The 24,794-nt window shown below is 58.2% G+C and carries 24 protein-coding genes and 1 pseudogene; 7 read left to right on the forward strand and 18 right to left on the reverse strand.

What is annotated here, in order from left to right:
• Positions 1-27 precede the first annotated feature (27 nt).
• Entirely contained in the window at positions 28-867 is an 840-nt protein-coding gene (locus tag RYC17_RS10790; RefSeq protein WP_058407370.1) for a TIGR02285 family protein, read from the forward strand.
• 183 nt (positions 868-1,050) lie between these two features.
• On the opposite strand, the gene RYC17_RS10795 is transcribed toward RYC17_RS10790, so the two are convergent.
• Positions 1,051-1,347 carry a DUF3509 domain-containing protein gene (locus RYC17_RS10795; protein WP_005743386.1) on the reverse strand — a complete coding sequence of 99 codons (297 nt, stop codon included), beginning with the start codon at positions 1,345-1,347 and terminating at the stop codon, positions 1,051-1,053.
• 287 nt (positions 1,348-1,634) lie between these two features.
• Here RYC17_RS10795 and RYC17_RS10800 point away from each other — a divergent pair, with 287 nt between their 5' ends.
• Positions 1,635-2,297, forward strand: a complete 663-nt coding sequence (locus tag RYC17_RS10800; protein WP_058399624.1) for a response regulator transcription factor — start codon at positions 1,635-1,637, stop codon at positions 2,295-2,297.
• Here the strand turns inward: RYC17_RS10800 and RYC17_RS10805 are convergent.
• From RYC17_RS10805 to ffh, 11 genes are all read right to left on the reverse strand, one after another.
• Positions 2,270-3,499, reverse strand: a complete 1,230-nt coding sequence (locus tag RYC17_RS10805) for an EAL domain-containing protein (RefSeq protein ID WP_230018823.1) — start codon at positions 3,497-3,499, stop codon at positions 2,270-2,272. The genes RYC17_RS10800 and RYC17_RS10805 overlap by 28 nt on opposite strands.
• Before the next feature lie 172 nt (positions 3,500-3,671).
• A complete protein-coding gene (locus RYC17_RS10810) occupies positions 3,672-7,229 on the reverse strand; it encodes an ATP-binding protein (protein WP_316903107.1) in 3,558 nt (1,185 codons plus the stop codon).
• 182 nt (positions 7,230-7,411) lie between these two features.
• Complete coding sequence (thrC, locus tag RYC17_RS10815) at positions 7,412-8,821, reverse strand: threonine synthase (protein ID WP_002552528.1); 1,410 nt, start codon at positions 8,819-8,821, stop codon at positions 7,412-7,414.
• Positions 8,822-8,919: 98 nt separating this feature from the next.
• Positions 8,920-10,224 (reverse strand): homoserine dehydrogenase, encoded by a 1,305-nt coding sequence (locus RYC17_RS10820; protein ID WP_002552527.1) that lies wholly within the window; start codon positions 10,222-10,224, stop codon positions 8,920-8,922.
• Positions 10,225-10,369: 145 nt separating this feature from the next.
• Positions 10,370-11,110 carry a bifunctional protein-disulfide isomerase/oxidoreductase DsbC gene (gene dsbC / locus RYC17_RS10825; protein ID WP_002552526.1) on the reverse strand — a complete coding sequence of 247 codons (741 nt, stop codon included), beginning with the start codon at positions 11,108-11,110 and terminating at the stop codon, positions 10,370-10,372.
• Positions 11,111-11,255: 145 nt separating this feature from the next.
• Entirely contained in the window at positions 11,256-12,152 is an 897-nt protein-coding gene (gene xerD, locus RYC17_RS10830; protein ID WP_057411794.1) for a site-specific tyrosine recombinase XerD, read from the reverse strand.
• A gap of 102 nt (positions 12,153-12,254) precedes the next feature.
• Positions 12,255-12,605 (reverse strand): 50S ribosomal protein L19, encoded by a 351-nt coding sequence (rplS, locus tag RYC17_RS10835; protein ID WP_002552524.1) that lies wholly within the window; start codon positions 12,603-12,605, stop codon positions 12,255-12,257.
• 44 nt (positions 12,606-12,649) lie between these two features.
• On the reverse strand, positions 12,650-13,402 hold the full coding sequence (gene trmD, locus RYC17_RS10840) for a tRNA (guanosine(37)-N1)-methyltransferase TrmD (protein WP_002552523.1): 753 nt from the start codon (positions 13,400-13,402) through the stop codon (positions 12,650-12,652).
• Between the two features lie 5 nt (positions 13,403-13,407).
• Positions 13,408-13,947 carry a ribosome maturation factor RimM gene (gene rimM, locus RYC17_RS10845; RefSeq protein WP_002552522.1) on the reverse strand — a complete coding sequence of 180 codons (540 nt, stop codon included), beginning with the start codon at positions 13,945-13,947 and terminating at the stop codon, positions 13,408-13,410.
• Positions 13,948-13,952: 5 nt separating this feature from the next.
• Positions 13,953-14,210, reverse strand: a complete 258-nt coding sequence (gene rpsP / locus RYC17_RS10850; RefSeq protein ID WP_002552521.1) for a 30S ribosomal protein S16 — start codon at positions 14,208-14,210, stop codon at positions 13,953-13,955.
• A gap of 247 nt (positions 14,211-14,457) precedes the next feature.
• Positions 14,458-15,834: a signal recognition particle protein gene (gene ffh / locus RYC17_RS10855; protein ID WP_002552520.1), complete on the reverse strand. Its 1,377-nt coding sequence runs from the start codon at positions 15,832-15,834 to the stop codon at positions 14,458-14,460.
• A 213-nt stretch (positions 15,835-16,047) separates the two neighbouring features.
• Between ffh and RYC17_RS10860 the strand changes: the two genes are divergently transcribed.
• The 3 genes from RYC17_RS10860 (at position 16,048) to RYC17_RS10870 (ending at position 19,580) form a co-directional block, all read left to right on the forward strand.
• A complete protein-coding gene (locus tag RYC17_RS10860; protein ID WP_058407374.1) occupies positions 16,048-16,860 on the forward strand; it encodes an inner membrane protein YpjD in 813 nt (270 codons plus the stop codon).
• 12 nt (positions 16,861-16,872) lie between these two features.
• Complete coding sequence (locus tag RYC17_RS10865) at positions 16,873-18,120, forward strand: CNNM domain-containing protein (protein ID WP_058399622.1); 1,248 nt, start codon at positions 16,873-16,875, stop codon at positions 18,118-18,120.
• A 149-nt stretch (positions 18,121-18,269) separates the two neighbouring features.
• The gene (locus RYC17_RS10870) at positions 18,270-19,580 is read left to right on the forward strand and encodes an MFS transporter (protein WP_058399621.1); all 1,311 of its coding nucleotides are present in this window, start codon (positions 18,270-18,272) and stop codon (positions 19,578-19,580) included.
• 56 nt (positions 19,581-19,636) lie between these two features.
• Here RYC17_RS10870 and purT read toward each other — a convergent pair whose 3' ends face one another.
• From purT to RYC17_RS10895, 5 genes are all read right to left on the reverse strand, one after another.
• Positions 19,637-20,818: a formate-dependent phosphoribosylglycinamide formyltransferase gene (gene purT / locus RYC17_RS10875; protein WP_058407377.1), complete on the reverse strand. Its 1,182-nt coding sequence runs from the start codon at positions 20,816-20,818 to the stop codon at positions 19,637-19,639.
• Between the two features lie 103 nt (positions 20,819-20,921).
• Positions 20,922-21,389 carry a preQ0 transporter gene (locus RYC17_RS10880; RefSeq protein ID WP_004666056.1) on the reverse strand — a complete coding sequence of 156 codons (468 nt, stop codon included), beginning with the start codon at positions 21,387-21,389 and terminating at the stop codon, positions 20,922-20,924.
• A 198-nt stretch (positions 21,390-21,587) separates the two neighbouring features.
• Positions 21,588-21,806: a DUF1289 domain-containing protein gene (locus tag RYC17_RS10885; RefSeq protein ID WP_316903045.1), complete on the reverse strand. Its 219-nt coding sequence runs from the start codon at positions 21,804-21,806 to the stop codon at positions 21,588-21,590.
• Positions 21,806-22,330, reverse strand: coding sequence for a gamma carbonic anhydrase family protein (locus tag RYC17_RS10890; RefSeq protein ID WP_002552513.1), 525 nt, complete (start codon positions 22,328-22,330; stop codon positions 21,806-21,808). Before RYC17_RS10890 ends, RYC17_RS10885 begins: the two co-directional genes overlap by 1 nt.
• Positions 22,331-22,437: 107 nt before the next feature.
• Positions 22,438-23,034, reverse strand: coding sequence for a CoA pyrophosphatase (locus tag RYC17_RS10895; RefSeq protein WP_044323865.1), 597 nt, complete (start codon positions 23,032-23,034; stop codon positions 22,438-22,440).
• Between the two features lie 150 nt (positions 23,035-23,184).
• Between RYC17_RS10895 and RYC17_RS10900 the strand changes: the two genes are divergently transcribed.
• Positions 23,185-23,736 carry an NUDIX hydrolase gene (locus RYC17_RS10900; protein WP_058399620.1) on the forward strand — a complete coding sequence of 184 codons (552 nt, stop codon included), beginning with the start codon at positions 23,185-23,187 and terminating at the stop codon, positions 23,734-23,736.
• 204 nt (positions 23,737-23,940) lie between these two features.
• Positions 23,941-24,363: pseudogene (locus tag RYC17_RS10905) on the forward strand (L,D-transpeptidase family protein); the annotation flags it as partial.
• Between the two features lie 115 nt (positions 24,364-24,478).
• Here RYC17_RS10905 and RYC17_RS10910 read toward each other — a convergent pair.
• Entirely contained in the window at positions 24,479-24,790 is a 312-nt protein-coding gene (locus RYC17_RS10910; protein WP_004656323.1) for a YqfO family protein, read from the reverse strand.
• Positions 24,791-24,794: the final 4 nt, after the last annotated feature.

Raw genomic sequence — 24,794 nt, forward strand, 5'->3', positions numbered from 1 at the left:
GCCTCGTACTGCACAACGGCTCGATTGATGCTCGCCCTGTCGCTGGCAGCCCTGTCATGCGCCAGCCAGGCAAGGGAGACACTGACCTGGCTGATGCGCGACATACCGCCTTCGACGATCTTTTCCGGGGTCATGCGCGGGCAAGGTGCCATTGATCAGCTCATGCCTTTGTTAACGGCACGAATGCCCGAATACGATCACGTGCTGATGCGCGTCAACCGTGCCAGGGGCCTGCAGATGCTTAACGACGGCACGTCTCTGAGTTGTGATCCCACCATGCTGTGGACTGAGGAGCGAGCCAGAACCCTGCTTTTCTCCATACCGATCGGTGCCATATTCAGCAGCGGCCTGATTGTACGCAAGGAAGACATGTCGACGTTCGAGCCGTATGTCGAGGACGGAAAAATCGACTTCGCGGCGCTGATGGCCAGCCGGACGATCAAATTGGGCATAGTTGCCGAGCGCAGCTATGGAGAACTGATCGACCATACGCTGCAAGCTGTCGACGAAGATGCGCTGGTGCTCCATTACGGTAACGATGCCACTGGCAGCCTTCTGCAAATGGAACGCCTGGGGCGCCTGCAAGCCTTTATCAGTTTCTGGCCGGAAGCGCGCTATCAGGCCATGCAACAAGGCATAAGGCCGGATGAACTGGCCTTCTTGCCGATCAAAGGCAACCCGGCCTATCAATTCGTCTATATCAGTTGCAGCGACTCACCTGAAGGCAAAAAAGCCCTCGCACAGATCAACCGCGAGATGCGTGTGTTGCGCGAAAGCAGCTTGATGGGCTTTTACGCGCAGTGGCTGGACCCCGAGCAACGGGCAAGCTACCTGGAAGACGTCAAGGCGCTGTTCGAGAAGAACTGACCACACAAAAGAAACCCCGGGCAGAGGGGGAGCCTGCTCGGGGTAAACATGACCATGATGGTCAGTACGCCAACCTTTGATCACCGGAGCACAATGATCAAACCTGACGTAATGGATAGGAGTGCGACGAGCGCGTCAGGTTCCGACATCGTTGACGCGAGTCAGATAACTGTTAAGCAACTGTTAAGCAAAAGACGGAGTGCCGACAAACGTTCGGCTGATTGCAGCATTGCGCATCGCGGCAATGACGCAGGGTTCGATTCGACCTTCGGCGACCATCAAATCCCGGCGCAGGCCGTCTACCACGTCGGTGAGCTGACGCTTGTCGCTCAGTTGGTCAGCGCCGAATGTACGCTCGATCACACAGACGCCCGCTTTATCTTTAAGCGTCACCAGACGTTCGCCCCGAGTACCCGCCGGGCCAATACTGGCCTGATAAGGAGCCAGCGCTTCGCTTAGCAGTAAGCTGATATTTTCCATCCGGATCACCACTCAACAGTTTGAATGCAAAGGTGCTAACCAATGACCGTCGGCGACAGCAGAAAGTTCTTTCTATCGCCTGATCACAGCACCGGTCTGTCATTTCGAGCATGCCTGTTGAATGTGACAAGGAAAAAACCGGAGGCCGATGGCGACGGGAAGTGGGCTTGTAGGAAAACTCAACATAATTCCGCTACACGTCCTACAAGGTGCCTATGCTATTGATCACTGCGTTAAACAATCCCGTCGTCTTTAATACCAATCAGCCTTTTTGATGGAGCCACATCTTGAGCGATTCCACTGATCGCCCGTTGCGCGTCATCGTGGCTGACGACCACCCTATTTTTCTCATCGGCCTGCGTGTCGTACTGGAACAGGACGATCTGGCTAGCGTCGTCGCCGAAGCCTGTAATCCGGACGAACTGTTACAGGTACTCGCGCGCCACACCTGCGATGTGCTGGTGACTGATTTCATGATGCCGGTCGAGTTGCAGAACGACGGCCTGCGCCTGTTGCAGCGTATCCACCGGGATTTTCCGGCATTGCCAGTGATCGTTGTAACGACACTGAGCAATGCCGGACTTTTCCAGTCCATGCTGGACCTTAACGTGCGCGGCCTGTTGAGCAAGGCCAGCCTTGCCGGAGAACTGCCTGCGGCCATCAGGGGCGTTCAGCGCGGTGAGTTTTTTGTCGCTGATTCCGTGCGCAGGGTGCTGAGGGAGGCCCGTCAGTACGGCCCTGACGCGCTGTCGCCAGCAGAAAAGCTGTCGCCAAGAGAGCTGGAGGTGTTACGCCTGCTCTCGGCGGGTCATACCGTCGGCCAGATCGCTGCGCAGCTCAATCGCAGCAAACAGACTGTCAGCGCACAGAAAGTCGCGGCCATGCGCAAGCTCGGTCTGGCCAACGACGCCGCGCTGTTCATTTACTTGCAGGAAAGCGGCATGTCCTGAGGCTGGCCGTCTGTCAGCATGGCCTGCAGATGAGACTCGCGCTCGACGGCCCAGCGCACGAACTCTGATGCGGGCATCGGACGCGCAATGAAATATCCCTGAATGGCCGGGTTGCCCAATGCCAGCAGGCTATGAAAGTCGTCAATCGTTTCGACCCCCTCCACCACTACCGACATGGACAATCTCTGCGCCATGAGCATGGCTCCAGCCACCACTGCAGACTTGCGCGCATCGTCGGCCATGCCACGCACAAATTCGGTCGGTATCTTCAACTCGCTGAAGGGCAACTGCAGGAGCCTGTCGATATTCGAAGCCCCCATGCCAAAGTCATCAATAGACAATTTGCAGCCCTGCATGCACAACCGCAGCAGGCCCTCCATCTGCCAGGTTTCCGGGCGGGCAGCGTCCTGTTCGAGAATCTCCAGGGTCAGCGCGGTTGCTGGCACGCCATGACGGGCCAGCGCCTGCATGATCTGCCCGGCGAAATCCGCCTGTTGCAGCACTTGTGGGTCAATATTGACCGCAACCGAAAGCACTTCGCCCTGCTCGCGCATGAACTGTGCAGAGAACAGCAGGGCCTGATCCAGCACACGCCAGGTCAACGCAACCGTCAGCGCCTCAGCTTCAATGGCTTCCATGAATCGTCCGGGAGCCAGCAAGCCATGCGTGGGGTGCTGCCAGCGGACCAGCGCCTCGACACCCAGCAACTTGCCCTGCAGACTGACCTTGGGTTGAAAATAGGCAATCCACTGCTCGGCAACAGACGCAACGTCTATGGGCATATTGTCTTTTGGATCAAACAACTCCACGGCAGACAGTGCCCCGAACGCACGCTTTACCGGTGACTGTGGCGCACTCCCGGCACGGCCTGGCCCGTAGGCCTCAAGCAGGTCATGGAGTACAGCGGCCGAAGCAGGTTTTTGCACATACCCCAACACGTCCAAACCCTGGCTGAGCGCCAGCTGCGCAACACCTTCCAGCACGCAGGCAGCTGAACTGCTGACAATGATCAGCGCCCTCGCCAACCCGTTTTCGGCCATAAAGCGGATCAGCTCAAGGCCGTCGGGGCCGTCCATCTGCAGGTCACAGATAGCAATGTCGACAGGACCACGGCTTTGCAGGGAAAGCCTGGCAACCTCAACGCTCTCGGCAGCCAGCACATCGAAGACCTGATTGGCGTTGAGCATCTGGTGCAGAGCCATCAATTGGAACGGATGGTCTTCGAGAATCAGAACCTTGAGTGAGTGCACGGTCACGCCTACGGGAGTCAGAGCCAGCGGCTCAGGGGAACACTCACTGTAGCTCCTCCCGAACGCATGCCCCATAGGACATGTCCTAAACCCGGTAGCGATAACAGAATTTTTTACGCAAGTCTCAATCGCGAGCCGCCGCAATGTCGGGCACTGCCACCAATTGCAACTCGATATCAGCGCGCAGGCCGGTCATCGCAGCTTCCAGCGCCAGCCAGCGCTCAGGCACACTGGCCACACACTCAAGCCGCACACTTTCATCGAGCGCCGCGCACGCCTTGGCCAACGGTACTGCGTCAACCAGACTCGCCGCGCCCTTGAGCCGATGCAGGCAAGCGCTCAATGTGTTCCAGTCATGTGCCAGCACCGCAGGCTCCAGCAAGGCGTGTTCATGCCTGAGATTCTTCCACAACTCGCCCAACAACCGTTGCATCTGTTGCGGGTTGGCCCGGGTCATGTTTTGCAGCGTGCTGATGTCGAACGTCGGCTCACGTACCCGATCCGCCAGCTCCTGGGCCAGACGCGCCAGGGAAAGCGGTTTGATCAGCAGACCGTCCATCCCCGCCTGCTCACACCGTGCAGCCTCGTCGCTCATTGCGTTAGCGGTACAGCCAATGACCGGGCAGCGCCGGCGCTGCTCTTTCTCTTCGATCTGTCGAATGGCTTCGGTCAATGCATAACCGCTGATACCCGGCATGTTGCAGTCGGTGATGACCGCATCGAACGGCTCTTCGCACCACCTCGACAGCGCAGCCTCGCCATCTTCGACAGCCACCACATGATGGCCAAGAAACTCCAGCTGGCGGGTCAACACCAGCCGGTTGGCCGACATGTCATCGACCACCAACAAGCGAAGGCTGCGCGTATCCACAGGTGCATCCGGGACATCGCTGGAGGGCGAAACCGGCTCGCTTACCCTGACCAGCGGCAAATCGATGTTGACCAGCGTACCCTCGCCCGGCTCGCTGTAGAGGCTAATGTCGCCCTTCATCAACTCCACCAGTTGCCGGGTGATGCTCAGTCCCAGCCCGCTCCCGCCGTAATGTGCGGCAGTGTCATCGCTGGCCTGAGTGAAGGGCTGGAATATCTGCTGTTGACGCTCGGGATCGATACCTTCGCCACTGTCCTGGATACCGATGCGTACACGCGATGAGTCATCCAGCGCCGTCACACTCACGACGACCGCCCCTTGCCGAGTGAATTTCAGGGCGTTGCCCAAGACGTTATGCAACACCTGACGCAACCTCAGCGGGTCAAGCCAGTAATCGCCCTGAGCCTGTTCGGAGAATTCCAGTCGAAGTTCCAGGCCCTTTTCGCGAGCCTGCGCTGAAAAAAGCTCGATGACGCCTTCGAAAAGAGCCTGCAAGGGTGTGACCGTCAATGACAACTGCATGCCGCCCGCTTCGATTCTGGCCAGATCAAGACTTTCGCCAATCAGTGCCACCAGCTCCGTAGCCGAGCGATAGGCGACCTGCAAGCCTTGGGACGGTGCCTGCCCCTCGCGTAAAGCGTGTGCGCATTCCAGCTCGAGCAAACCGATGATTGCCCCCATTGGCGTGCGAATTTCATGGCTCATGCTGGCCAGGAAGATACTTTTCGCCTCGTTGGCCTGAGCCGCCAGACGCATTGCTTCCTGGAGCTGCTGCTCAAGCTGCTTGCGCTCGGTGATATCGACCCAGCCGCCCAGCAAACCCTGCAACTGCCCGTCGGCGGCGAAGAAAGGCACCGTCCATTGCCAGACGTCCATGCGTCTTCCGGACAGTTCGATGGTGCGATCGGAAAAGACCGGCTGGTGATTTTCCAGCAAATTCAGGTAATCGGTATGCATCTGTTCGGCCAATGCATGCGGTATCAGGTTGACATCGGTAAGGCGTCGACCATTCATCTGCTCGAAACTGATGCCCAGGCTCTGCTCGTAGCTACGGTTGCAGGAAATCAGTCGCCCCTTGAGATCGCGTACATAAATCGGATTGGGGATACCATCGAACAAGGCGTGCTTGAAGGCCAGTTGGTCATTGAGCTGCCTTTCGGCCTTGAGACGCTGGCGAATCTGCACCTTGAGCCGACTACTCCAGACCAGCGACACTAGCCCGGTGAGTAACGCCAGGGCCAGTATCCAGAATACCCACTGCGGTATACGCCCCCAGAGCGAAGGCTGAGGCAGTGCCGAGCCCAGCCACTTCAAACGGATCGAGCGCAACTCGGCCACCGGGAACTCCTCCAGCGCCTTATTCAGAATACCCAGCAGTTCGGGCTGGGTCTTGATCACCGAAAACCTGTCGGGTGACCATTGTCCATCGACACTGCGGGCGACCTTCAGTTGCCCGGCCGGGAACAGGTAGGCACCTACTTCATTCTGAATGGTCGCGTCGGCAACACCGCTTTCCACCAGGGCTCGGGCCTGGTCGTAGGTGTCCACCAGACGCAGCTGGATCAAGGGGTGCTCGCGCCTGATCAGGTCCTCGAGCGCATGCCGGGCAGGCAGTGCCAGCACTTTACCGGCCAGACTGTCGAGCGATACTCGGGATGAGCGCTCGGAGCGCACCACGAACATCCAGCTATTGCCTCCGAACGAATAGGTAAAGTCCAGAAACCGCCGACGCTCGGCATTTTCTGCAAGCGAGGTGTTCATCTCGGCAAGACCGACACGCAGCATTTCAATGCTCTGCTGCGTGGAAGGCACTTCCTGATGGACAAACTGCAACCCGGTCATGCGTGAGATACGGGACAGCACATCTGCGTTCAGCCCCACCCATTGGCCATTCTTGTCTTTGTAGATGTACGGCGGATGCTGTGTGGTGGCGATGGTCACGCTCGGGTGCTTGAGCAGCCAGCGCCGCTCGGCACCGGTAAGGCGAATGCGTTGCCCCTCCACGTCAGCGCCCAGCCCCATGGTCCAGCGGCCGAGCACTTCACGACCGATCGACGGTTCAATGCTGTCCAGCGCCCGATTGATGAAGGTCAGCAAGCGCTGCTCATCGTCACGCACTGCAAAAGAAAACCCTACCGGAGGCAACCGGCTTTCGAACTTGATCTGCAATCCGAGATAAGGACGCAGGGCGGTGTAGGCCCGGACAATGACTTCGTTGCCGATAAAAGCGTCGACCTCGCCTTGGCTCAGGGCCTCCAGAGCACTGTAGAGGTTAGGCGCGATAATCAGCTCGCTGTCAGGATAAACGCGGTGAGCGACGTCCGAGTCGGCATAGCCATCAAGCAGCACAACCTTCTTGCCGGCCAGGCTTGGCGGCGGGCTCAGATCGTTGCCACGACCGACGACAACAGATCGGTCAGGCATGTATTCGGTTGAGAACGACAGTCCTTTCACGCCCCGCTCAAAGCCATTGGCGCTGGTCAGCAGGTCTATCTTGCCGTCGCGCAATGCCTCGATGGCCTCGTCACGCCTGGCAAACCCGGTCACTTGCACCGGAATGTTCAACTGGTCGCTGACCAACCCCAGATAGTCGGCACTGATGCCCTGATAACGGTTGCGGTCACTGGTGATATCAATCGGCTCGTAGTCGGCAATCGCAATACCGACCCGAAGCACCTTGCGTTGATCGAGCCAGGCACGATCCTGATCTGCCAGGGCCAGATCCGCTGAAGCCACGAAAGGGGCTGTCAGGGTAAACGGCAAGCTTTGCGCCGCATCGACCGCCCCGACAAAAACCAGTGCCAACCACATGCATGCCATGCGCCATGCGCGGCCTCTCAATGTGCTGTCTGCCTCCCTGACTACGCTTTGCATGCTTGCCTGCTTCACTACAAATGACCCAACTCTATGGTTCGAAAACCAGCGAAGTTTGGCACGTAGAAACAGAAAGGCCCGCCAAGTGGCGGGCCTAAAGTTGTTACACGACGCTTCTGTCAGAGCGGTTTGCCGCGATTGCCATGCTGGCTGACAAACGCCTGTATGGCTTTCAGGTCATTTGGCAGCACAGTGCAGCGCTCGTCACGCTCGAACAAATCAGACAAATGTGCAGGTAGCTCAAGCGCTTTTCCTACACCGGCCTTCTCCACTGCCTCCGGAAACTTGACCGGATGCGCGGTACCCAGAATCACCATTGGCGTGTCCAGGCTGCGACGGCATTCGCGAGCAGCCTTCACCCCGATAGCGGTATGCGGATCAAGCAGTTCGCCGGTGCTGGCAAACACTTCAGCAATGGTCGTGCAAGTGTCCTCGTCGCTGACCGCCAGCGAATCGAACAGCTTGCGGGTTTCAGTCCAGCGCTCTTCTTCGACACTGAAACCGCCACCCTGCCTGAACGTGCTCATCAACTCGGCAATGGCAGAGCCGTTGCGACCGTGCATATCGAACAACAGGCGTTCGAAGTTCGACGACACCATGATGTCCATGGAAGGCGACAACGTCGCGTGCAGGGTTTCCTTGACGTACTGATTGCCGCTCATGAAGCGATGCAGAATGTCGTTGCGGTTGGTGGCGACAATCAGTTGATTGACCGGCAGCCCCATGTTGCGGGCCAGATAACCGGCAAAGATATCGCCGAAGTTGCCGGTCGGAACCGAGAACGATACCGAACGTGCTGGCCCGCCCAACTGCAGCGATGCATGGAAGTAGTAGACGATCTGGGCCATGATTCGCGCCCAGTTGATCGAGTTGACGGCGACCAGACGCGTGCCCTTGAGGAAGCCCTGATCGGCGAAGCTGGCCTTGACCATTTCCTGGCAGTCGTCGAAGTTGCCTTCTACTGCAATGTTGTGGATGTTGTCGCCAAAGATGGTGGTCATCTGCCGGCGCTGGACATCCGATACCCGATTGTTCGGGTGCAGAATGAAGATGTCGACGTTGTCACAGCGACGGCAGCCTTCGATGGCTGCAGAGCCGGTGTCACCCGAGGTAGCGCCGATGATCACCACACGCTCGCCACGCTTGGCCAGCACGTAGTCCAGCAAGCGACCGAGCAATTGCAGCGCGAAGTCCTTGAACGCCAGGGTAGGACCGTGGAACAGCTCAAGTACCCACTCGTTGCCATTCAACTGACGCAACGGTGCCACTGCACTGTGGGCGAAGACACCGTAGGTCTCTTCAAGAATTTTCTTGAAATCGGCATCCGGGATGCTGCCAGCCACAAATGGGCGCATCACCCGAAAGGCAAGTTCGTGATACGGCAGACCGGCCCAGGAGGCGATCTCTTCCTGAGTGAAGCGTGGCAGGTTTTCCGGCACATACAGACCGCCGTCGCTGGCCAGACCAGTCAACAGCACGTCTTCGAAGTTCAGGGCCGGCGCCTGGCCGCGAGTACTGATATAGCGCATGGGATCAAACCTTTGGTTTGAGCTGAAAGCCTCAAGCCTCAAGCTCAAAACGACTGGCGTCTGACTTTGAGCTTGCAGCTGACGGCTCGCAGCTGATGTTAATTAAGATGTTCTACGCGAATACGAACCACCGGGCCAACCACGTCCTGAAGAGCTTCCAGGGCCTGAATGGCGTCATTGATGCGCTGCTCCACAACACGGTGCGTCAACAGGATCATCGGCACCAGGCCATCGTGCTCTTCGACTTCCTTTTGCATGATCGACTCTATGTTGATACCGCGCTCGGACAGGATGCTCGCCACCTGGGCCAGCACGCCCGGGTGATCCTTGGCCTGGATGCGCAGGTAGTAGGCGCTTTCACAGGCTTCGATCGGCAGAATCGGGTGCGCGGACAGCGAATCGGGCTGGAAGGCCAGATGCGGCACGCGGTTTTCCGGGTCGGAGGTCATTGCCCGCACCACGTCCACCAGATCGGCCACCACGGAGGAAGCCGTAGGCTCCATACCGGCACCGGCACCGTAGAACAGCGTCGAGCCGGACGCATCGCCATTGACCATCACCGCGTTCATCACGCCGTTGACGTTGGCAATAAGACGATCGGCCGGGATCAGCGTCGGGTGTACGCGAAGTTCGATACCCTGGGCCGTGCTGCGTGCAACGCCCAGGTGCTTGATGCGATAGCCCAGCGCCTCGGCGTAATTCACGTCGGCGGTGGTCAGTTTGGTGATGCCTTCGGTGTAGGCCTTGTCGAACTGCAGCGGGATGCCGAAGGCAATGGAGGCCAGAATGGTCAGCTTGTGCGCTGCATCGATACCCTCAACGTCGAAGGTCGGATCGGCCTCGGCATAACCCAGCGCCTGGGCTTCGGCCAGAACGTCCGGAAAGGTACGGCCCTTCTCGCGCATTTCGGTGAGGATGAAGTTGCCAGTGCCGTTGATAATGCCTGCAACCCAATTGATACGGTTTGCAGACAGCCCCTCACGGATGGCCTTGATGACCGGGATGCCGCCAGCGACAGCCGCCTCAAAGGCTACGATTACGCCCTTTTCACGTGCCTTGGCGAAAATCTCGTTGCCGTGAACTGCGATCAGCGCCTTGTTGGCGGTCACTACGTGCTTGCCATGCTCGATGGCCTTGAGCACCAGATCACGGGCGATGGTGTAACCACCGATCAGTTCAACAACGATGTCGATTTCAGGGTTGGTCGCAACGGCAAACACATCACTGGTAGTAGGCGTACCGGCAATCTGGCAGTTGGGGTTTGGTGTACGAACCGCAATTTGCGCAACTTCGATTCCTCGCCCGGCACGGCGGGCGATCTCCTCGGCGTTACGCTGAAGTACGTTGAAGGTACCGCCACCGACAGTACCCAGCCCACATATGCCTACTTTGACCGGTTTCACTGATGAACTCCCCGAAAAACAGCCGATGCTTGATCAGCCGTGAAATCCGCCGCACGTTGCCATGCGGCTACAAATGTGAAGAGGCGCCAGAAGCACAGCCTCGTGTAGCGCATGCTTATATGAAGCATGCTGATGTGACAAAGTGTTATTTGGCGCCCATTGCCAGTTTGGCAACCTGAGCAGCAGGCTGATAGCCCGGAATCACCTGACCGTCGGCGAGGACAATCGCCGGGGTGCCGTTGACGCCGATCGACTGACCCAGCTCATATTGCTTGCTCACCGGATTGTCGCACTTGGCGGCCTTGATGTCCTTGCCGTCTACCATGCGGTCCATGGCGCTTTTGCGGTCCTTGGAACACCACACAGCCTGCAACTGCTCGTCACCCGGAGAACCCAGGCCCTGGCGCGGGAATGCCATGTAACGGACTTCAACGCCCATTTTGTTCAACTGGCCGACTTCTTCGTGCAGTTTGTGGCAATAAGGGCAGGTAGTGTCGGTGAATACCGTGATGTGCGATTTGGTCTCGCCCACCGCCGGGTAGATCACCATTTCGGAAAGCGGAATGGCATTGATGGTCTTGGCAATGGCCAGTCGCTCGGTCTTCTCGGTCAGGTTGACCGGCTTGCCGTTCTGCACCTGAAACAGATAGCCCTGAACCACGAACTGGCCGTCGGCGCTGGCGTAAAGCACGCGACCGCCCTTGAGCTTCACTTCATAAAGGCCATTGAGCGGGCTCGGCGAGATGCTCTCGACCGGCAACTGCAATTCCAGCGAATCGAGGGTCTTGCGGATGGCCTGATCAGGGGCAGCATCAGCCAGGGCAGACATACTGAATGTGCCGGCCAGCAGTAAAGCGGCGGCAGCGAAAATCTGGGGCAAACGCATGGAAACTCCTATGACGACGGGCAGACTGGCGGCGGTCGAAAAAAGGGGCGCCAGCCTTGATATGCGAAACCGGCAAAGCCTACCACATAAGGCTCGCGGGGCCGACTCGGAGCGACGTAAGAAGCTTCGCAAAATACGTCGTGAGTCAACCGCGTGGATGGTGCTTGGCATGCATCTCCTGCAACCGCGCGCGCGCCACATGGGTGTAGATCTGGGTCGTCGAAAGATCGCTGTGCCCCAGCAACATCTGCACCACACGCAAGTCAGCGCCGTGATTAAGCAGATGGGTGGCGAAGGCGTGGCGCAGGGTATGCGGTGACAGGGATTTGCCGATGCCCGCAACCGTTGCCTGATGCTTTATGCGGTGCCAGAAGGTCTGCCGGGTCATCTGGTCGCCGCGGGTGCTGGGGAACAGAACGTCACTGGGCTTCCCGCCCAACAACTCGTCGCGGGCACCGCGCAGGTAGCGCTCTACCCAGACAATGGCCTCCTCGCCCATGGGCACCAGCCGTTCCTTGCTGCCTTTGCCCATCACCCGCAGCACACCCTGGCGCAGGTTGACCTGCTCCAGTGTCAGGCTGATCAGTTCGGTCACCCGCAGACCGCAGGCATACAGCACTTCCAGCATGGCACGGTCACGCTCGCCGATGGCCTCACTCAGGTCGGGTGCTGCCAGCAGCGCTTCGACGTCGGCTTCGGAGAGTGACTTGGGCAATGGCTTGCCCAACTGAGGCATATCGATCTGCAGAGTTGGATCGAGCGTGATGAGCTTTTCACGCAGCAGGTAACGATAGAAGCCTCGGGCACCGGATAAAAAGCGCGCTGTAGAGCGCGGTTTGTAGGCATTTTCAACGCGCCACGCAAGATGATCGAGGATGACCTCGCGTCCGGCACTGGGCAGATCAACGTTGCGCTCCTGCAGCCAGCCGTTGAACAGCGCCAGGTCGCTGCGGTAGGAATCGCGGGTGTTATCGGACAGCCCCTTTTCAAGCCAGAGCGCATCCAGAAACCGGTCAATCAGCGGGTGGTCGATGGCAGCCATTTCAACTCAGTATGTGCGTGATACGCCGAAGACGAATTTTCAAACATCAGATAGCAAAAAGGCAGCCCGAAGGCTGCCTTTTTTATGCATCGAAAAACTGTATCAGGACAGTTTTTCCTTGATGCGCGCTGCTTTACCGGACAGGTCACGCAGGTAGTACAGTTTGGCCTTGCGAACGTCACCGCGACGTTTCACAGCCATGCTGTCGATTTGCGGGCTGTAAGTCTGGAAAGTACGCTCAACGCCAACACCGTTGGAGATTTTACGAACAGTGAAAGCACTGTTCACGCCACGGTTACGCTTGGCAATTACAACGCCTTCGAATGCTTGCAGACGAGCGCGGTCGCCTTCCTTCACTTTAACCTGAACGACGATGGTGTCGCCTGGTGCAAAGGTAGGGATCTCTTTGGTCATCTGCTCTGCTTCGAGGGCAAGAATGATTTTGTTAGTCATGCTGGTGCTCCTAAGGTAATCCGTATGGATCGACCATCGATACGTTAACTATCGTCCCGCTCGCGGATGTATTCCGCCAGCAGCTTCTTCTCTTCTCCAGAAAGCGAGCGGCTTTCCAGAAGATCAGCGCGTCGTTCATAGGTCCGCCCAAGGGACTGCTGTAAACGCCAACGCCGGATGTGCGCGTGATTGCCACTTAGCAACACGTCGGGAACACGCTGATCCGCATACACCTCAGGTCGGGTGTAGTGCGGGCAATCCAGCAGACCGTCCGTGAAGGAATCTTCCTCCGCGGAGTCCACATGCCCTAAAGCTCCAGGCAGCAGCCGCGTAACCGCGTCAATCAGGACCATAGCCGGCAGCTCGCCACCGGAAAGAACATAGTCACCAATCGACCACTCTTCATCGACATGAGCATCAATAAAACGCTCGTCAATGCCTTCATAACGACCGGCGATGAGGATAATCGCTTCCTCCTGCGCCAGTTCGCGTACCGCAGACTGATTCAGCTGGCGGCCTTGTGGCGACAGGTAAATAACCTTCGCCGCATCCCCTGCCGCTTGCCTGGCCTGAACCAGAGCATCTTCAAGGGGCTTGATCTTCATCACCATGCCCGGACCACCGCCAAATGGGCGATCATCCACAGTGTGATGGCGATCAGTGGTGTAATCCCGCGGATTCCAACAAGTCAGCTGCAACAGCCCTTGTTTCACCGCACGGCTGGTAATGCCGTATTCGCTGATGGCGGAAAACATCTCGGGAAACAGACTGATGACTTCTATGCGCAGGCTTGCCATGGCATTCAGAAGTCCGCGTCCCAATCCACCTTCATCTCGCCAGCAGCCATATCGATTGCCAACACGCATTGCTCCGTATAGGGCAACAGGCGTTCACGATCATCCAGGCTACCCGCGCAGGGCTTTACAACCATTACATCGTTCGAGCCGGTTTCGAGCAGGTGATCGATTTTCCCGAGCAGTTGCCCGAGTTGGTCGATGACCTTGAGGCCTTCAAGCTGGTACCAGTAGTACTCGCCATCGTCCAGATCAGGGAACAGGTTACGCGGCACGCAGATTTCGTAACCGGAGAGAAGACGAGCTTCTTCACGATCATCGAGACCTTTGAGCTTTGCGACCAGAAACTTGCTTTGCAAGCGTCCGCTGACCAGCTCCACCTGTTTCTCAACGCTGCCTTCGCGCCGAAGCGTCCAGGTTTTGTAGTCCAACAGGTTTCCAATCGGATCAGTAAAGGAAAAGACCTTCACTTCGCCGCGAACGCCATGAACCGAGTAAATCTTGCCAATGACGATCAGATCGTCGGCAGATGCAGGCGTCGCGTTCATAAGACTCAGGCCGCGGCCTTGGTCTTGTTGTGCTCTTTGAGCAGCTGGGCAACGCGCTCGGAAGTTTGTGCACCAACGCTCAACCAGTAGTTGACGCGTTCTTCGTTAACGGACAGACGGATTTCCTGACCACGGGCAACCGGGTTGAAGAAACCAACCTGTTCCTTGTGGGAACCGTCACGAGCGTTGCGGCTGTCGGTTACGGTCAAGTGGTAAAACGGGCGCTTTTTGGAGCCGCCAAGGGCAAGACGGATGGTTAGCATTGAACATCGTTCCTGTAGTCGGTGCTGCAAATCTAAGATGCACAGCGGGCATAGGTGCCCGAAAGGCCGCATATTCTAAGGAATATCCCGACTTTTGCAAATGTCTTTTTCCGGCGCCTATCGGCATGCCTTCCAGATTTGCGAGGGAGCTGTCGGTATGACAGCAGGTAAAAGCCCGCATAACGCGGGCTGACCGGGGGTCGCCCCCCGTGTGGGACGCGTGCAAAGAGGCTTGCACGCGACGCAATTACATTTTTGGCATGCCGCCGCCAGGGAGCATTCCGCCCATGCCGCGCATCATTTTTGCCATTCCGCCCTTGGCGGAGAACTTCTTCATCATCTTCTGCATCTGTTTGTGCTGCTTGATCAGACGCCCGATGTCCTGCACCTGGGTACCCGAGCCCATTGCAATACGGCGCTTGCGCGAGCCGCTGATAAGGTCCGGGTCACGGCGTTCGCCAGGCGTCATCGAGTTGATGATGGCTTCCATCTGCTTGAACTGCTTCTCGGCCGCGCCCTGGGCATTGCCCATCTGCGCAAGATTGACGCCGCCGATGCTTGGCAGCTTGTCCATGAGACCGCCAAGGCCGCCCATGTTTTTCATCTGCTGCAACTGATCGCGGAAGTCTTCGAGATCGAAGCCTTTGCCTTTCTTGAGCTTTTTCGCCAGTTTGTCGGCTTTATCCTTGTCGAGGGTCTGTTCAGCCTGCTCGATAAGGCTGAGCACATCGCCCATGCCAAGGATTCGCGACGCGATACGGTCTGGGTGGAAAGGCTCCAGCGCCTCGCTCTTTTCGCCCATACCGATGAACTTGATCGGCTTGCCGGTAATTGCACGCACCGACAGGGCCGCACCACCGCGTGCATCACCGTCGACCTTGGTGAGGATCACACCGGTCAGCGGCAGTGCATCGCCGAAGGCCTTGGCGGTGTTGGCCGCATCCTGACCGGTCATGGCATCGACCACGAACAGCGTTTCAGCTGGCTTGGTCGCAGCATGCAGCGCCTGAATCTCGCCCATCATCTCGACATCGACGTGCAGACGACCGGCGGTATCGACGATAACTACGTCAATAAACTTGAGCTTGGCTTCTTTAATGGCCGCCAGGGCGATGTCGACCGGCTTCTGGCTGATATCGGAGGCGAAGAACGTCACACCGATGTCGTTGGCCAGGGTTTCAAGCTGCTTGATGGCGGCAGGACGGTAGACGTCGACCGACACAACCATCACGGTTTTCTTCTTGCGCTCTTTAAGGAAGCGCGCCAGTTTGCCGGCGGTAGTGGTCTTGCCCGCACCCTGCAGGCCCGCCATGAGGATGACGGCAGGCGGCGTGACATTGAGCACCAGATCTTCGTTGGCAGCGCCCATCAGGCTTTCGAGTTCGGCCTGGACGATCTTCACGAACGCCTGGCCTGGTGTCAGGCTGCGCGACACCTCGGTGCCGACGGCGCGCTCCTTGACGTTGTTGACGAAGTCTTTGACCACCGGCAAGGCGACGTCGGCTTCAAGCAACGCCATACGCACTTCGCGCAAGGTATCTTTGATGTTGTCCTCGTTCAGCTTGGCCTTGCCAGTAACATGGCGCAGCGTCTGCGAGAGGCGGTCAGTCAGGTTTTCAAACATGCGCGATCCTTTCAGGCTCTCGTCGAACCCCGGTTGATGCGGCCCGGCCCGTAATGCAGAAATGGCGCTCGGCGAGCCTGCGGCTTGAGCAGGTCGCGGATTATAGCGAAGACTCCGCCGCACGGACACCACGCAGTCTGCTTCTGTGGTCTTTCGTGATTTGCCGGTTCTATGCCAAACTCAACGTCTTTTCAGGCCCGTCCATCAGGATCTATGTCCCCTTTGCCACCCAGCCTGCTTCCCAGCCTCGCCGCCGCCGTTCTGTACGCCGCTGCGACCGTCTATCAGAGCCTGCGCCTGAGCCAGGCCGTCAAGCCCGACAAGCGGCTGCTTTGCCTGCTCGGTACGCTGGCGGTGATCGCACACGCCACCGGTCTGTTTTCCCAACTGACGCATTCCGTCGGCCTGGGTCTGGACTTTTTCAACTCGGCCAGCCTTATCGCCGCGTCAGTGATCGTTGTGACCCTGATCGCCACGTCACGCATTCCGGTGGAAAACCTGCTGGTGCTGCTGTTCCCATTGGGAATGGTCACCGTGATGCTCGCCCAGTTCGCCCCCAGCGGCACCGTACAGCCGATCATGGAAGAACCCGGCATCCTGAGCCATATCCTGCTGTCGCTGCTGGCTTACGGGATGTTCACCATTGCCGTATTCCAGGCGTTGCTGTTGCTGTTGCAGGACTACCGGCTCAAGCACAAGCACCCTTCCGGACTGATCAAGAACTTCCCGCCGCTGCAAACCATGGAAAGCCTTTTGTTCGGCTTTCTCTGGGCTGGCTGGACACTGCTTTCACTGTCGCTGATTTCCGGCTGGCTGTTCGTTGAAAACCTGTTTGCCCAGCATCTGGTGCACAAGACCCTGCTGGCTTGCCTGGCCTGGGTCGTGTTCAGCGTACTGCTGTGGGGGCGCAATCGCCTTGGATGGCGAGGCCACAAAGCCATTCGCTGGACCCTGGGCGGCTTCTGCCTGCTGATGCTCGCCTACTTCGGCAGCAAGCTGGTACGCGAATTCATCCTGCACATCTGACGGGCCCTGATCATGGATAATCTGCCCCTTGGCCCACTGCTTGGCGTCCTCGCCCTCCTTATGCTCTGGGCTGGTCTGCTGACGTCAGTCGAAGCCGCGCACCACCAACTCAAGGCAATGCGCGCCGCCAGCCGTTCGGACAAGGCCGCGCCGCTTCCCGAGCTGGCGTTCAACCTGAACAGCCTGATCCTGGGCAATACGCTGATAAGAGTGCTGATCACCGTAATCGCAACACTGATTGCTGCCCATTACTGGCTCTACAACGGCCCGACCGTGGCATGGCTGGGTACCGTGAGCGTCATGCTGGTGTTCGCCGAATACATACCGCGCCGCCTGGCGAACCGTCATCCTGTCTCGACACTGCTACTGGGCAATGGCGTACTGCGCATTCCAATGAAGATCGTCTGGCCGCTGGCCTACGTGTTCAACGTGCTCGCCAAGACGCTGCTGCGCCCGTTTCTGTCACGCCACGTGCAGCAACAGGAGCAGAACTTTGAAGACGATGTGCAGAAAACCAACCGCCACGACATTGTTCACGAGCACTATCCGCGCGCCAGCGTGCTGTCGGGCATCCGCGCACTGGACAGCATAACGGTCAATGACATCCTGATACCGCGCAACGAGGTGGATGGCGTCAACCTTGATGATCCGATGGAGCTGATCATCGAGCGCCTGATCATTTCACGTCACACGCGCCTGCCGGTCTATCACAACGACATAAATCAGGTTCAAGGCGTCATCAATACACGCGACATCAGCCACCTGCTGCCCAAAGGCACACTGACCAAAGAGCAGTTGCTGGCAGTCTGCTACGAGCCTTATTTCGTTCCGGAAAGCACTCCGTTGCAGTTGCAGTTGCTGAATTTCCACAAACAGCAGCGCCGCCTCGGCGTGGTGGTTGATGAGTACGGGGAAGTGCTGGGTATCGTCACACTTGAAGACATTCTTGAAGAAATCGTCGGCGAATTCGAAAGCGAGCAGCGGCTGGACAATCCCCACGTCAAGCAACAGGAAGACGGACGCCTTGAGGTAGAAGGTGCTGCATCCATTCGCGAACTCAATAAAAGCCTTGGCTGGCACCTGCCTTCGGATGGTCCGAAAACCGTTAACGGGTTGGTTACAGAAGCATTGGAAACCATTCCAGAGGCTCCGGTCTGCCTGAAAATAGGGCCTTACCGGCTGGAAATCCTCGAGACCGAAGACAATCGCGTCAAGCGCGTGGCCATGTGGCAGAACACCCTCGTTCGCACCTTCAAATAGATTTCTGCCTTCAAATAGATCCCGGCGACACCCTTGTCTCTCGACCCATTCGGGTTACTCTGCTCGACGCTTTACCCACAATCACAATAATGAATGCTAGCCGGAGCACGGTCCTTGCCGCCCGGCGAGTCGACAGCCAGGGAATCCGCATGACCAGCACCCCGCTCTCTCGCGAAAATAACACCGAGTCCGTAAAACCGGTGAATTCGGCAACCCGCGTCGCGACAGCCAGCTTTATCGGCACGGCTATCGAGTTCTACGACTTTTACGTTTACGCCACTGCCGCCGCGCTAGTGATAGGTCCGGTGTTTTTCCCGCAGACCTCAGGTACGGCGCAGATGCTGTCGTCATTTCTAACCTTCGGTATCGCCTTTCTCGCCCGCCCCCTCGGGTCGGCGCTGTTCGGTCATTTTGGCGACCGGATCGGGCGTAAATCGACCCTGGTGGCGTCGCTGCTGCTGATGGGTATCTGCACCACGCTGATCGGCGTATTGCCCGGTTACGCGACTATCGGCGCGTGGGCACCGATTCTGCTATGTGTACTGCGCTTCGGTCAGGGGCTTGGCTTGGGCGGGGAATGGGGTGGCGCTGCGCTTCTGGCGACCGAGAACGCCCCGAAAGGCAAACGCGCCTGGTTCGGCATGTTTCCACAGTTGGGACCTTCAATCGGTTTTCTGGCCGCCAATGGCCTGTTTCTGGCACTGGCCATGACCCTGAGCGACGAGCAGTTTCGCGCGTGGGGCTGGCGAATCCCGTTTCTGCTCAGCGCCGTGCTGGTCATGGTCGGGCTGTATGTGCGCCTGAAGCTGGAAGAAACTCCGGTCTTCGCCAAGGCCATGGCCCATCACCAACGCGTCAGCCTGCCGATCGTGGAAACCTTCAGCCAGCATTGGCGGCCAATGCTGCTTGGTGCAGCGTCGATGGTCGTCTGTTATGCGCTGTTTTATATCTCGACGGTGTTTTCATTGAGTTACGGCGTGGCCACGCTGGGCTATACCCGTGAAACGTTTCTGGGGCTGTTGTGCTTTGCGGTGCTGTTCATGGCGGCTGCCACGCCATTGGCTGCACTGGCAAGCGACCGCTTCGGGCGCAAGCCGGTACTGATTGTTGGCGGTGTGCTGGCGATTCTGTCAGGTTTCACCATGGAACCACTGTTAACCCACGGCAGCACCTGGGCTGTGGCGTTGTTTCTGTGCATCGAGCTGTTTCTGATGGGCATTACGTTTGCCCCCATGGGCGCACTGCTGCCAGAACTGTTCCCGACACAGGTTCGCTACACAGGCGCATCGGCGGCGTACAACCTGGGCGGAATCGTCGGCGCTTCGGTTGCACCCTTCTTCGCCCAGAAACTGGTGGCGATGGGCGGCTTGAGCTGGGTGGGCGGGTATGTATCTGCAGCTGCGCTGATCAGCGTGCTGGCGGTGTTGAGCCTGAAGGAAACTCGGGATAGGGAGCTATAAGCCTCAAGCTGCAAGCAAGAGCACCACACTCCTGCTTGTAGCTTGCAGCTGCACCCTTACAACTTTACGTCTACCGCTTGCGATGCTCGGGTCGCTTTGGCCCGCGCGGCTTCGATGGACTCATCGCGAGCCAGGGCAACGCCCATGCGGCGTTGACCGTTGACTTCCGGTTTGCCGAACAGGCGCAACGCGGTGTCAGGCTCGGCCAGCGCCGCGCCGAGGTTAGCGAAAGCGGTCTGAGTGGACTGGCCTTCGACCAGAATCACTGCGGAAGCAGATGGCCCGAACTGGCGGATCAACGGGATGGGCAGGCCGAGAATCGCGCGAGCGTGCAGGGCAAACTGCGACAGATCCTGAGAAATCAGGGTGACCAGACCGGTGTCGTGCGGGCGCGGCGAGACTTCGCTGAACCACACTTGATCGCCCTTGATGAACAGCTCGACGCCGAACATGCCACGGCCACCCAATGCCTCGGTCACCGCCCTTGCAACACGCTCGGACTCTGCCAACGCTACCGGGCTCATGGCCTGCGGCTGCCAGGATTCCTGATAGTCGCCCTTCTCCTGGCGATGGCCAACCGGCGCGCAGAACGTGGTGCCACCGATGTGACGCACGGTCAGCAGGGTGATTTCGTAATCGAAGTCGATGAAACCTTCGACAATGACGCGGCCCTTGCCAGCGCGACCGCCTTCCTGCGCGTAATCCCAGGCTTTCTGCACGTCATCGGCGCTCTTGAGCAGGCTTTGCCCTTTGCCCGACGAACTCATGACCGGCTTGACCACGCACGGGAAACCGAGGTCTTCGACCGCCTTGCTGTAGTCCTCGAAGGTGTCGGCAAAGTGGTAAGGCGAAGTTGGCAGTTTCAGCTCTTCGGCCGCCAGACGACGAATGCCTTCACGGTTCATGGTCAACTGTGCCGCGCGCGCGGTCGGGATCACAGTGAAGCCTTCGGCCTCAAGCTCAACCAGAGTTGCAGTGGCGATGGCTTCGATTTCCGGAACGATGAAATCCGGCTTCTCGGCCTCGATGACTGCACGCAACGCGGCACCGTCGAGCATGTTGATCACATGGCTGCGATGAGCAACCTGCATCGCGGGCGCGTTCTCATAACGGTCAACAGCGATCACTTCAACGCCCAGGCGCTGCAGCTCGATCACGACTTCCTTGCCCAGTTCGCCGCTGCCGCAGAACAGTACGCGAGTCGCGGTGGGCGACAGTGGAGTTCCGATTTGAGTCATCTCAGGTCCTCGTGAAGCAGATATCGAGGGCTGCCTGCCTTATGCAAGCAACCGCTGTGGAGAAAGGCGCGCAATTTACCACGAAGCCCCGGCAAATTGGGGCTCAGCCCGGACAAGCATTGTTGCGCGCTCGCCAGGCCATGATCATCCAGACCAGGGTCACGCCGGCGAACTTCGATGCCAGTGCAGTGAGCACAACTGGTGCAGTCAGGGCGTCGATCATGCCGAAGAAGATAAAGGTATCCAGCGGAATACTGAGTGCCGAGCTGATCCATAACCGGTCACGCAATGGGCGTCTGGTGATACTGAACACCAGCCAGTCAATGCACTCGGAGACCGCGAACGCAGTGGCGCTGGCCAGGGCAATGGTCGGATCGCTGGTGACGTAGGAAAGCACCAGCGCCACCAGCATGGCGATGATCGCGCCATGACCAAAGCGAATCTGCACCATATCGCGCAGCACAAACACCAGCCCGCCCCAGGCAGACCAGATGATGTCCAGATGCGGCGCACTGGAGAAGGCGAAGTTGATCAGCACGACACTGCCGATGTAAGCGATGAGGAAAAGCATGGAGGGTTATACGCTTGGGGAAACGGATGGCAATGATAGCTCAACGAGCCTCAACTATCGTACGACGCAGAGCGTCGAGAACTGCATTCCCACGCTGGAGCGTGCGGAACGATCAACCCGACTATCGTGCGGCGCTCTGCGTCGCATGCCGTTCCGGACGCTCTGCGTCCTCTTGCGACGCAGAGCGTCAAGCACTGATCAGCCTGCCCCGCCCACCGTCCACATCAACCCGCTGGCCCTGGCGCGCTCGTCGCACAGCCCGAGCACAACACGGCGCTCGACGTTGCTCATCCGGCTCCACCGGGTGATCTCGTTCACGGTTCGCTGGCAACCGGTGCATATATCCTGCTCATCGAGCGCACAAATGCTCACGCAGGGAGAACGGACCGGCTTTTCAATCGGGGTATCAGTGCTCATCACTCTTCCTGCACAACCAGGTCACGGGCGTAACGCTGGGCATTGTGTACGTAATGGGCGGCGCTGGCTTCCAGCATTTTCTTCTGCACGTCGGTGAGTTCGCGCACTACTTTGCCCGGTGACCCCATGACCAGCGACCCGTCGGGAATGACCTTGTTTTCTCCGATCAGCGAATTGGCGCCGATGATGCAGTATTTACCAATCTTCGCCCCATTGAGTATGACCGCATTGATACCGATCAGGCTGTAATCGTCAACACTACAACCATGCAACATCGCGTTATGCCCAATGGTCACGCTCTTGCCGATGCTCAGGGGCGAACCCATGTCGGTGTGCATTACCGTACCATCCTGCACGTTACTGTTTTCACCGATATGGATCAGCTCATTGTCGCCACGCAACACCGCGTTGAACCACACACTTGCCCCGGCTTCCAGCCTGACATTGCCGATCAACACTGCATTGGGAGCAACCCAGCTCTGCGGGTCGGTCTGGACACGGGATTCCCCCAGGCGATATTTCATGCAGCTTCCTCAGGCGGGTCGTACTCATGGGTACGGATTGTTATGAACAGCACTTCTTGTGAGCAGCACTTTCTGTGGACAGCACTTCTGCTGCAGGCCACTCAGGTTCAAGTGGTCGAGCGCTCGGGCGGATGATGCAGACTGATTTTGGTGTCGTACAGCACATTGACCAGCTCGACGATCATGATCGCGGTAAGCCCCCAGATCTTGTACCCGCCGTAACGGTAACTGGGCACGTACCAACTGCGGCCTTCGTAATCAATGCGGTGCGTGTGTTCACGGGTGTCCTGACGGAAGAACTCCAGCGGTACGCTGAACACCGCCGCGATCTCGCCGTCATTGGGCTGGTATTCGACAAAGTCAGGTATGACACCGACATACGGCGTGACTTTAATGCCATGTTTGGAGATAAGCGGGCTTAACGGGCCGACTACTTCGACCAGCCCGGGAGGCAGGCCGATTTCTTCCTCGGCCTCGCGCAGGGCAGTAAAAATCAGGTCCGGGTCGCCTGGATCGCGTCGTCCCCCCGGAAAAGCCACTTCGCCACCATGCGTAGACAGGCCACTGGCACGCAGGGTCAGAATCAGCTCGGGTTGTTCACTGCGGGTGACAGGCACCAGAACAGCCGCCTCGGGGAATCGTCGATCCGAGTCGAGGGTTTCGGGCGTATGATTGACTACACGGCGAAGTAGCTCATCCAGCATGGGAAATCTCGATCTGTTGCCTGTCTGGCATCATGCACCAAAGCGAGGTTGCGCCCAACCCCTTGCAAAGCAACTCCTGTCACACAGAGGGTTGCCGAGCCGCAGCACGACAGGCCAAGATAGCGACTGCGTTCACTATCGACTGACCCCATGAAATTTTGCAGCCAGTGCGGCAACCCCGTTATCCAGCGTATTCCCGAAGGCGACAGCCGATTGCGGTATGTCTGCGAGCATTGCCACACCATTCATTACCAGAATCCGAACATCGTGGCGGGCTGCCTGGTGACGCTGGGCGACAAGGTCCTGCTGTGCCGCAGGGCCATAGAACCGCGCCTGGGTTTCTGGACGTTACCGGCCGGTTTCATGGAGAACGGCGAAACCATCGAACAGGCCGCGCGGCGTGAAACCATCGAGGAAGCCTGCGCCACTCTGACCGACCTGCATCTATACACTTTGATCGACGTTCCGCATATCAATCAGGTGCATGTGTTCTATCGGGCAGAAATGGCTACTGACTCATTCGCCGCAGGAATCGAGAGTCTGGAAGTGCAGTTATTCGACGAAGCCGACATTCCGTGGTCGGACCTGGCTTTCATGACAGTCGGGCGTACCCTAGAATACTTCTTCGCGGATCGGCGTCGGCAGGTCTACCCGGTTCATACCAGCGCCCTTCCCCCGTCACGTCCGTTGCTGGACACCTGAAAGTCAGGGTCGCACACAATATCGGCGTTTTTTATAGAAAGAAGCACCTTCAGGGAAATCGTAATGCGCTGGTTGTTCGCCTTCTTTTGTATGTCATTCGTACCGCTTTCGCAGGCTGCGTTTACCCAGACCATCGTGCCCAAGGGCAGCGAACAGAAAATCATCAACAATAAAGTCATCAATACCGAGAGTATTGCCAGCAAGCCGATCGACAAGGTGCTGGTACTCAAGTCGGTTCGCCAGTTGCAACTGATCAGCGGTGGCGAGGCCCTGAAGACCTATCGAATCTCTTTGGGCAAGAACCCCAAGGGCACCAAACTGCAGGAAGGCGACCAACGCACGCCGGAAGGTTTCTACTGGCTCGACTGGCGCAAGCCCAGCAATAACTACAACCTGTCGATGCACATTTCCTACCCGAACATTTCGGACTCGGCACGGGCACGTCGCGAAGGCGTGAAACCGGGCAGCATGATCATGATTCACGGTACGCCGGTGGATGAAGAGTATCCGGAGTGGTACTTCCACACGCTGGACTGGACCAACGGCTGCATCGCGCTGAAGAACAACGACATGCGGGAGATATGGGATCTGGTGAAAGACGGGACGATGATCGAGATTCGGCCTTGAATAGGCGGCTTTGCGCATTCGCGAGCAAGCTCGCTCCCACGAGACGCTCTGAACGATAGTTATCGTCCCCACGCGCCAGCATGGGGAAGCATTTCCGGACGCTCCGCGTCCAACTTCAGAACTCTTCCAGCCGCCATACTTCGTAAGCAGGCGTTTCGTAGGGATGGCTCTGCTTAAGCGCCAACACTGCTTGCTGAATCAGATCATCAGCCACGACCAGCTCGACCTTCCATTCCTCCACCGATTCGACCACTCCGCTCTGCCCGACAAATGGCTGACTGCCATTCAGCGGGCGGAACTGGCCCTGGCCGAGCACTTGCCATGAACAGTGATCGTAAGCGCCGATTCGCCCTGCACCAGCAGCGAATACAGCGCTCTTGACCTCGTCCACATGGCTCGGCGGAACAAAGAAGGCGAGCTTGTACACGCGC

Origin of the sequence: Pseudomonas syringae group sp. J248-6 (assembly GCF_032586995.1) — a bacterium.
GTDB lineage: Bacteria > Pseudomonadota > Gammaproteobacteria > Pseudomonadales > Pseudomonadaceae > Aquipseudomonas > Aquipseudomonas amygdali.

Coding starts and splice junctions, on each gene's coding strand:
- RYC17_RS10790 (WP_058407370.1), top strand. CDS start 28: ATGCTCGCCCTGTCGCTGGCAGCCCTGTCATGCGCCAGCCAGGCAAGG.
- RYC17_RS10795 (WP_005743386.1), bottom strand. CDS start 1,347: ATGGAAAATATCAGCTTACTGCTAAGCGAAGCGCTGGCTCCTTATCAG.
- RYC17_RS10805 (WP_230018823.1), bottom strand. CDS start 3,499: ATGGCTCTGCACCAGATGCTCAACGCCAATCAGGTCTTCGATGTGCTG.
- RYC17_RS10810 (WP_316903107.1), bottom strand. CDS start 7,229: ATGTGGTTGGCACTGGTTTTTGTCGGGGCGGTCGATGCGGCGCAAAGC.
- thrC (WP_002552528.1), bottom strand. CDS start 8,821: ATGCGCTATATCAGTACTCGCGGCCAGGCGCCGGCCCTGAACTTCGAA.
- dsbC (WP_002552526.1), bottom strand. CDS start 11,110: ATGCGTTTGCCCCAGATTTTCGCTGCCGCCGCTTTACTGCTGGCCGGC.
- xerD (WP_057411794.1), bottom strand. CDS start 12,152: ATGGCTGCCATCGACCACCCGCTGATTGACCGGTTTCTGGATGCGCTC.
- rplS (WP_002552524.1), bottom strand. CDS start 12,605: ATGACTAACAAAATCATTCTTGCCCTCGAAGCAGAGCAGATGACCAAA.
- trmD (WP_002552523.1), bottom strand. CDS start 13,402: ATGGCAAGCCTGCGCATAGAAGTCATCAGTCTGTTTCCCGAGATGTTT.
- rimM (WP_002552522.1), bottom strand. CDS start 13,947: ATGAACGCGACGCCTGCATCTGCCGACGATCTGATCGTCATTGGCAAG.
- rpsP (WP_002552521.1), bottom strand. CDS start 14,210: ATGCTAACCATCCGTCTTGCCCTTGGCGGCTCCAAAAAGCGCCCGTTT.
- ffh (WP_002552520.1), bottom strand. CDS start 15,834: ATGTTTGAAAACCTGACTGACCGCCTCTCGCAGACGCTGCGCCATGTT.
- RYC17_RS10860 (WP_058407374.1), top strand. CDS start 16,048: ATGTCCCCTTTGCCACCCAGCCTGCTTCCCAGCCTCGCCGCCGCCGTT.
- RYC17_RS10865 (WP_058399622.1), top strand. CDS start 16,873: ATGGATAATCTGCCCCTTGGCCCACTGCTTGGCGTCCTCGCCCTCCTT.
- RYC17_RS10870 (WP_058399621.1), top strand. CDS start 18,270: ATGACCAGCACCCCGCTCTCTCGCGAAAATAACACCGAGTCCGTAAAA.
- purT (WP_058407377.1), bottom strand. CDS start 20,818: ATGACTCAAATCGGAACTCCACTGTCGCCCACCGCGACTCGCGTACTG.
- RYC17_RS10880 (WP_004666056.1), bottom strand. CDS start 21,389: ATGCTTTTCCTCATCGCTTACATCGGCAGTGTCGTGCTGATCAACTTC.
- RYC17_RS10885 (WP_316903045.1), bottom strand. CDS start 21,806: ATGAGCACTGATACCCCGATTGAAAAGCCGGTCCGTTCTCCCTGCGTG.
- RYC17_RS10890 (WP_002552513.1), bottom strand. CDS start 22,330: ATGAAATATCGCCTGGGGGAATCCCGTGTCCAGACCGACCCGCAGAGC.
- RYC17_RS10895 (WP_044323865.1), bottom strand. CDS start 23,034: ATGCTGGATGAGCTACTTCGCCGTGTAGTCAATCATACGCCCGAAACC.
- RYC17_RS10900 (WP_058399620.1), top strand. CDS start 23,185: ATGAAATTTTGCAGCCAGTGCGGCAACCCCGTTATCCAGCGTATTCCC.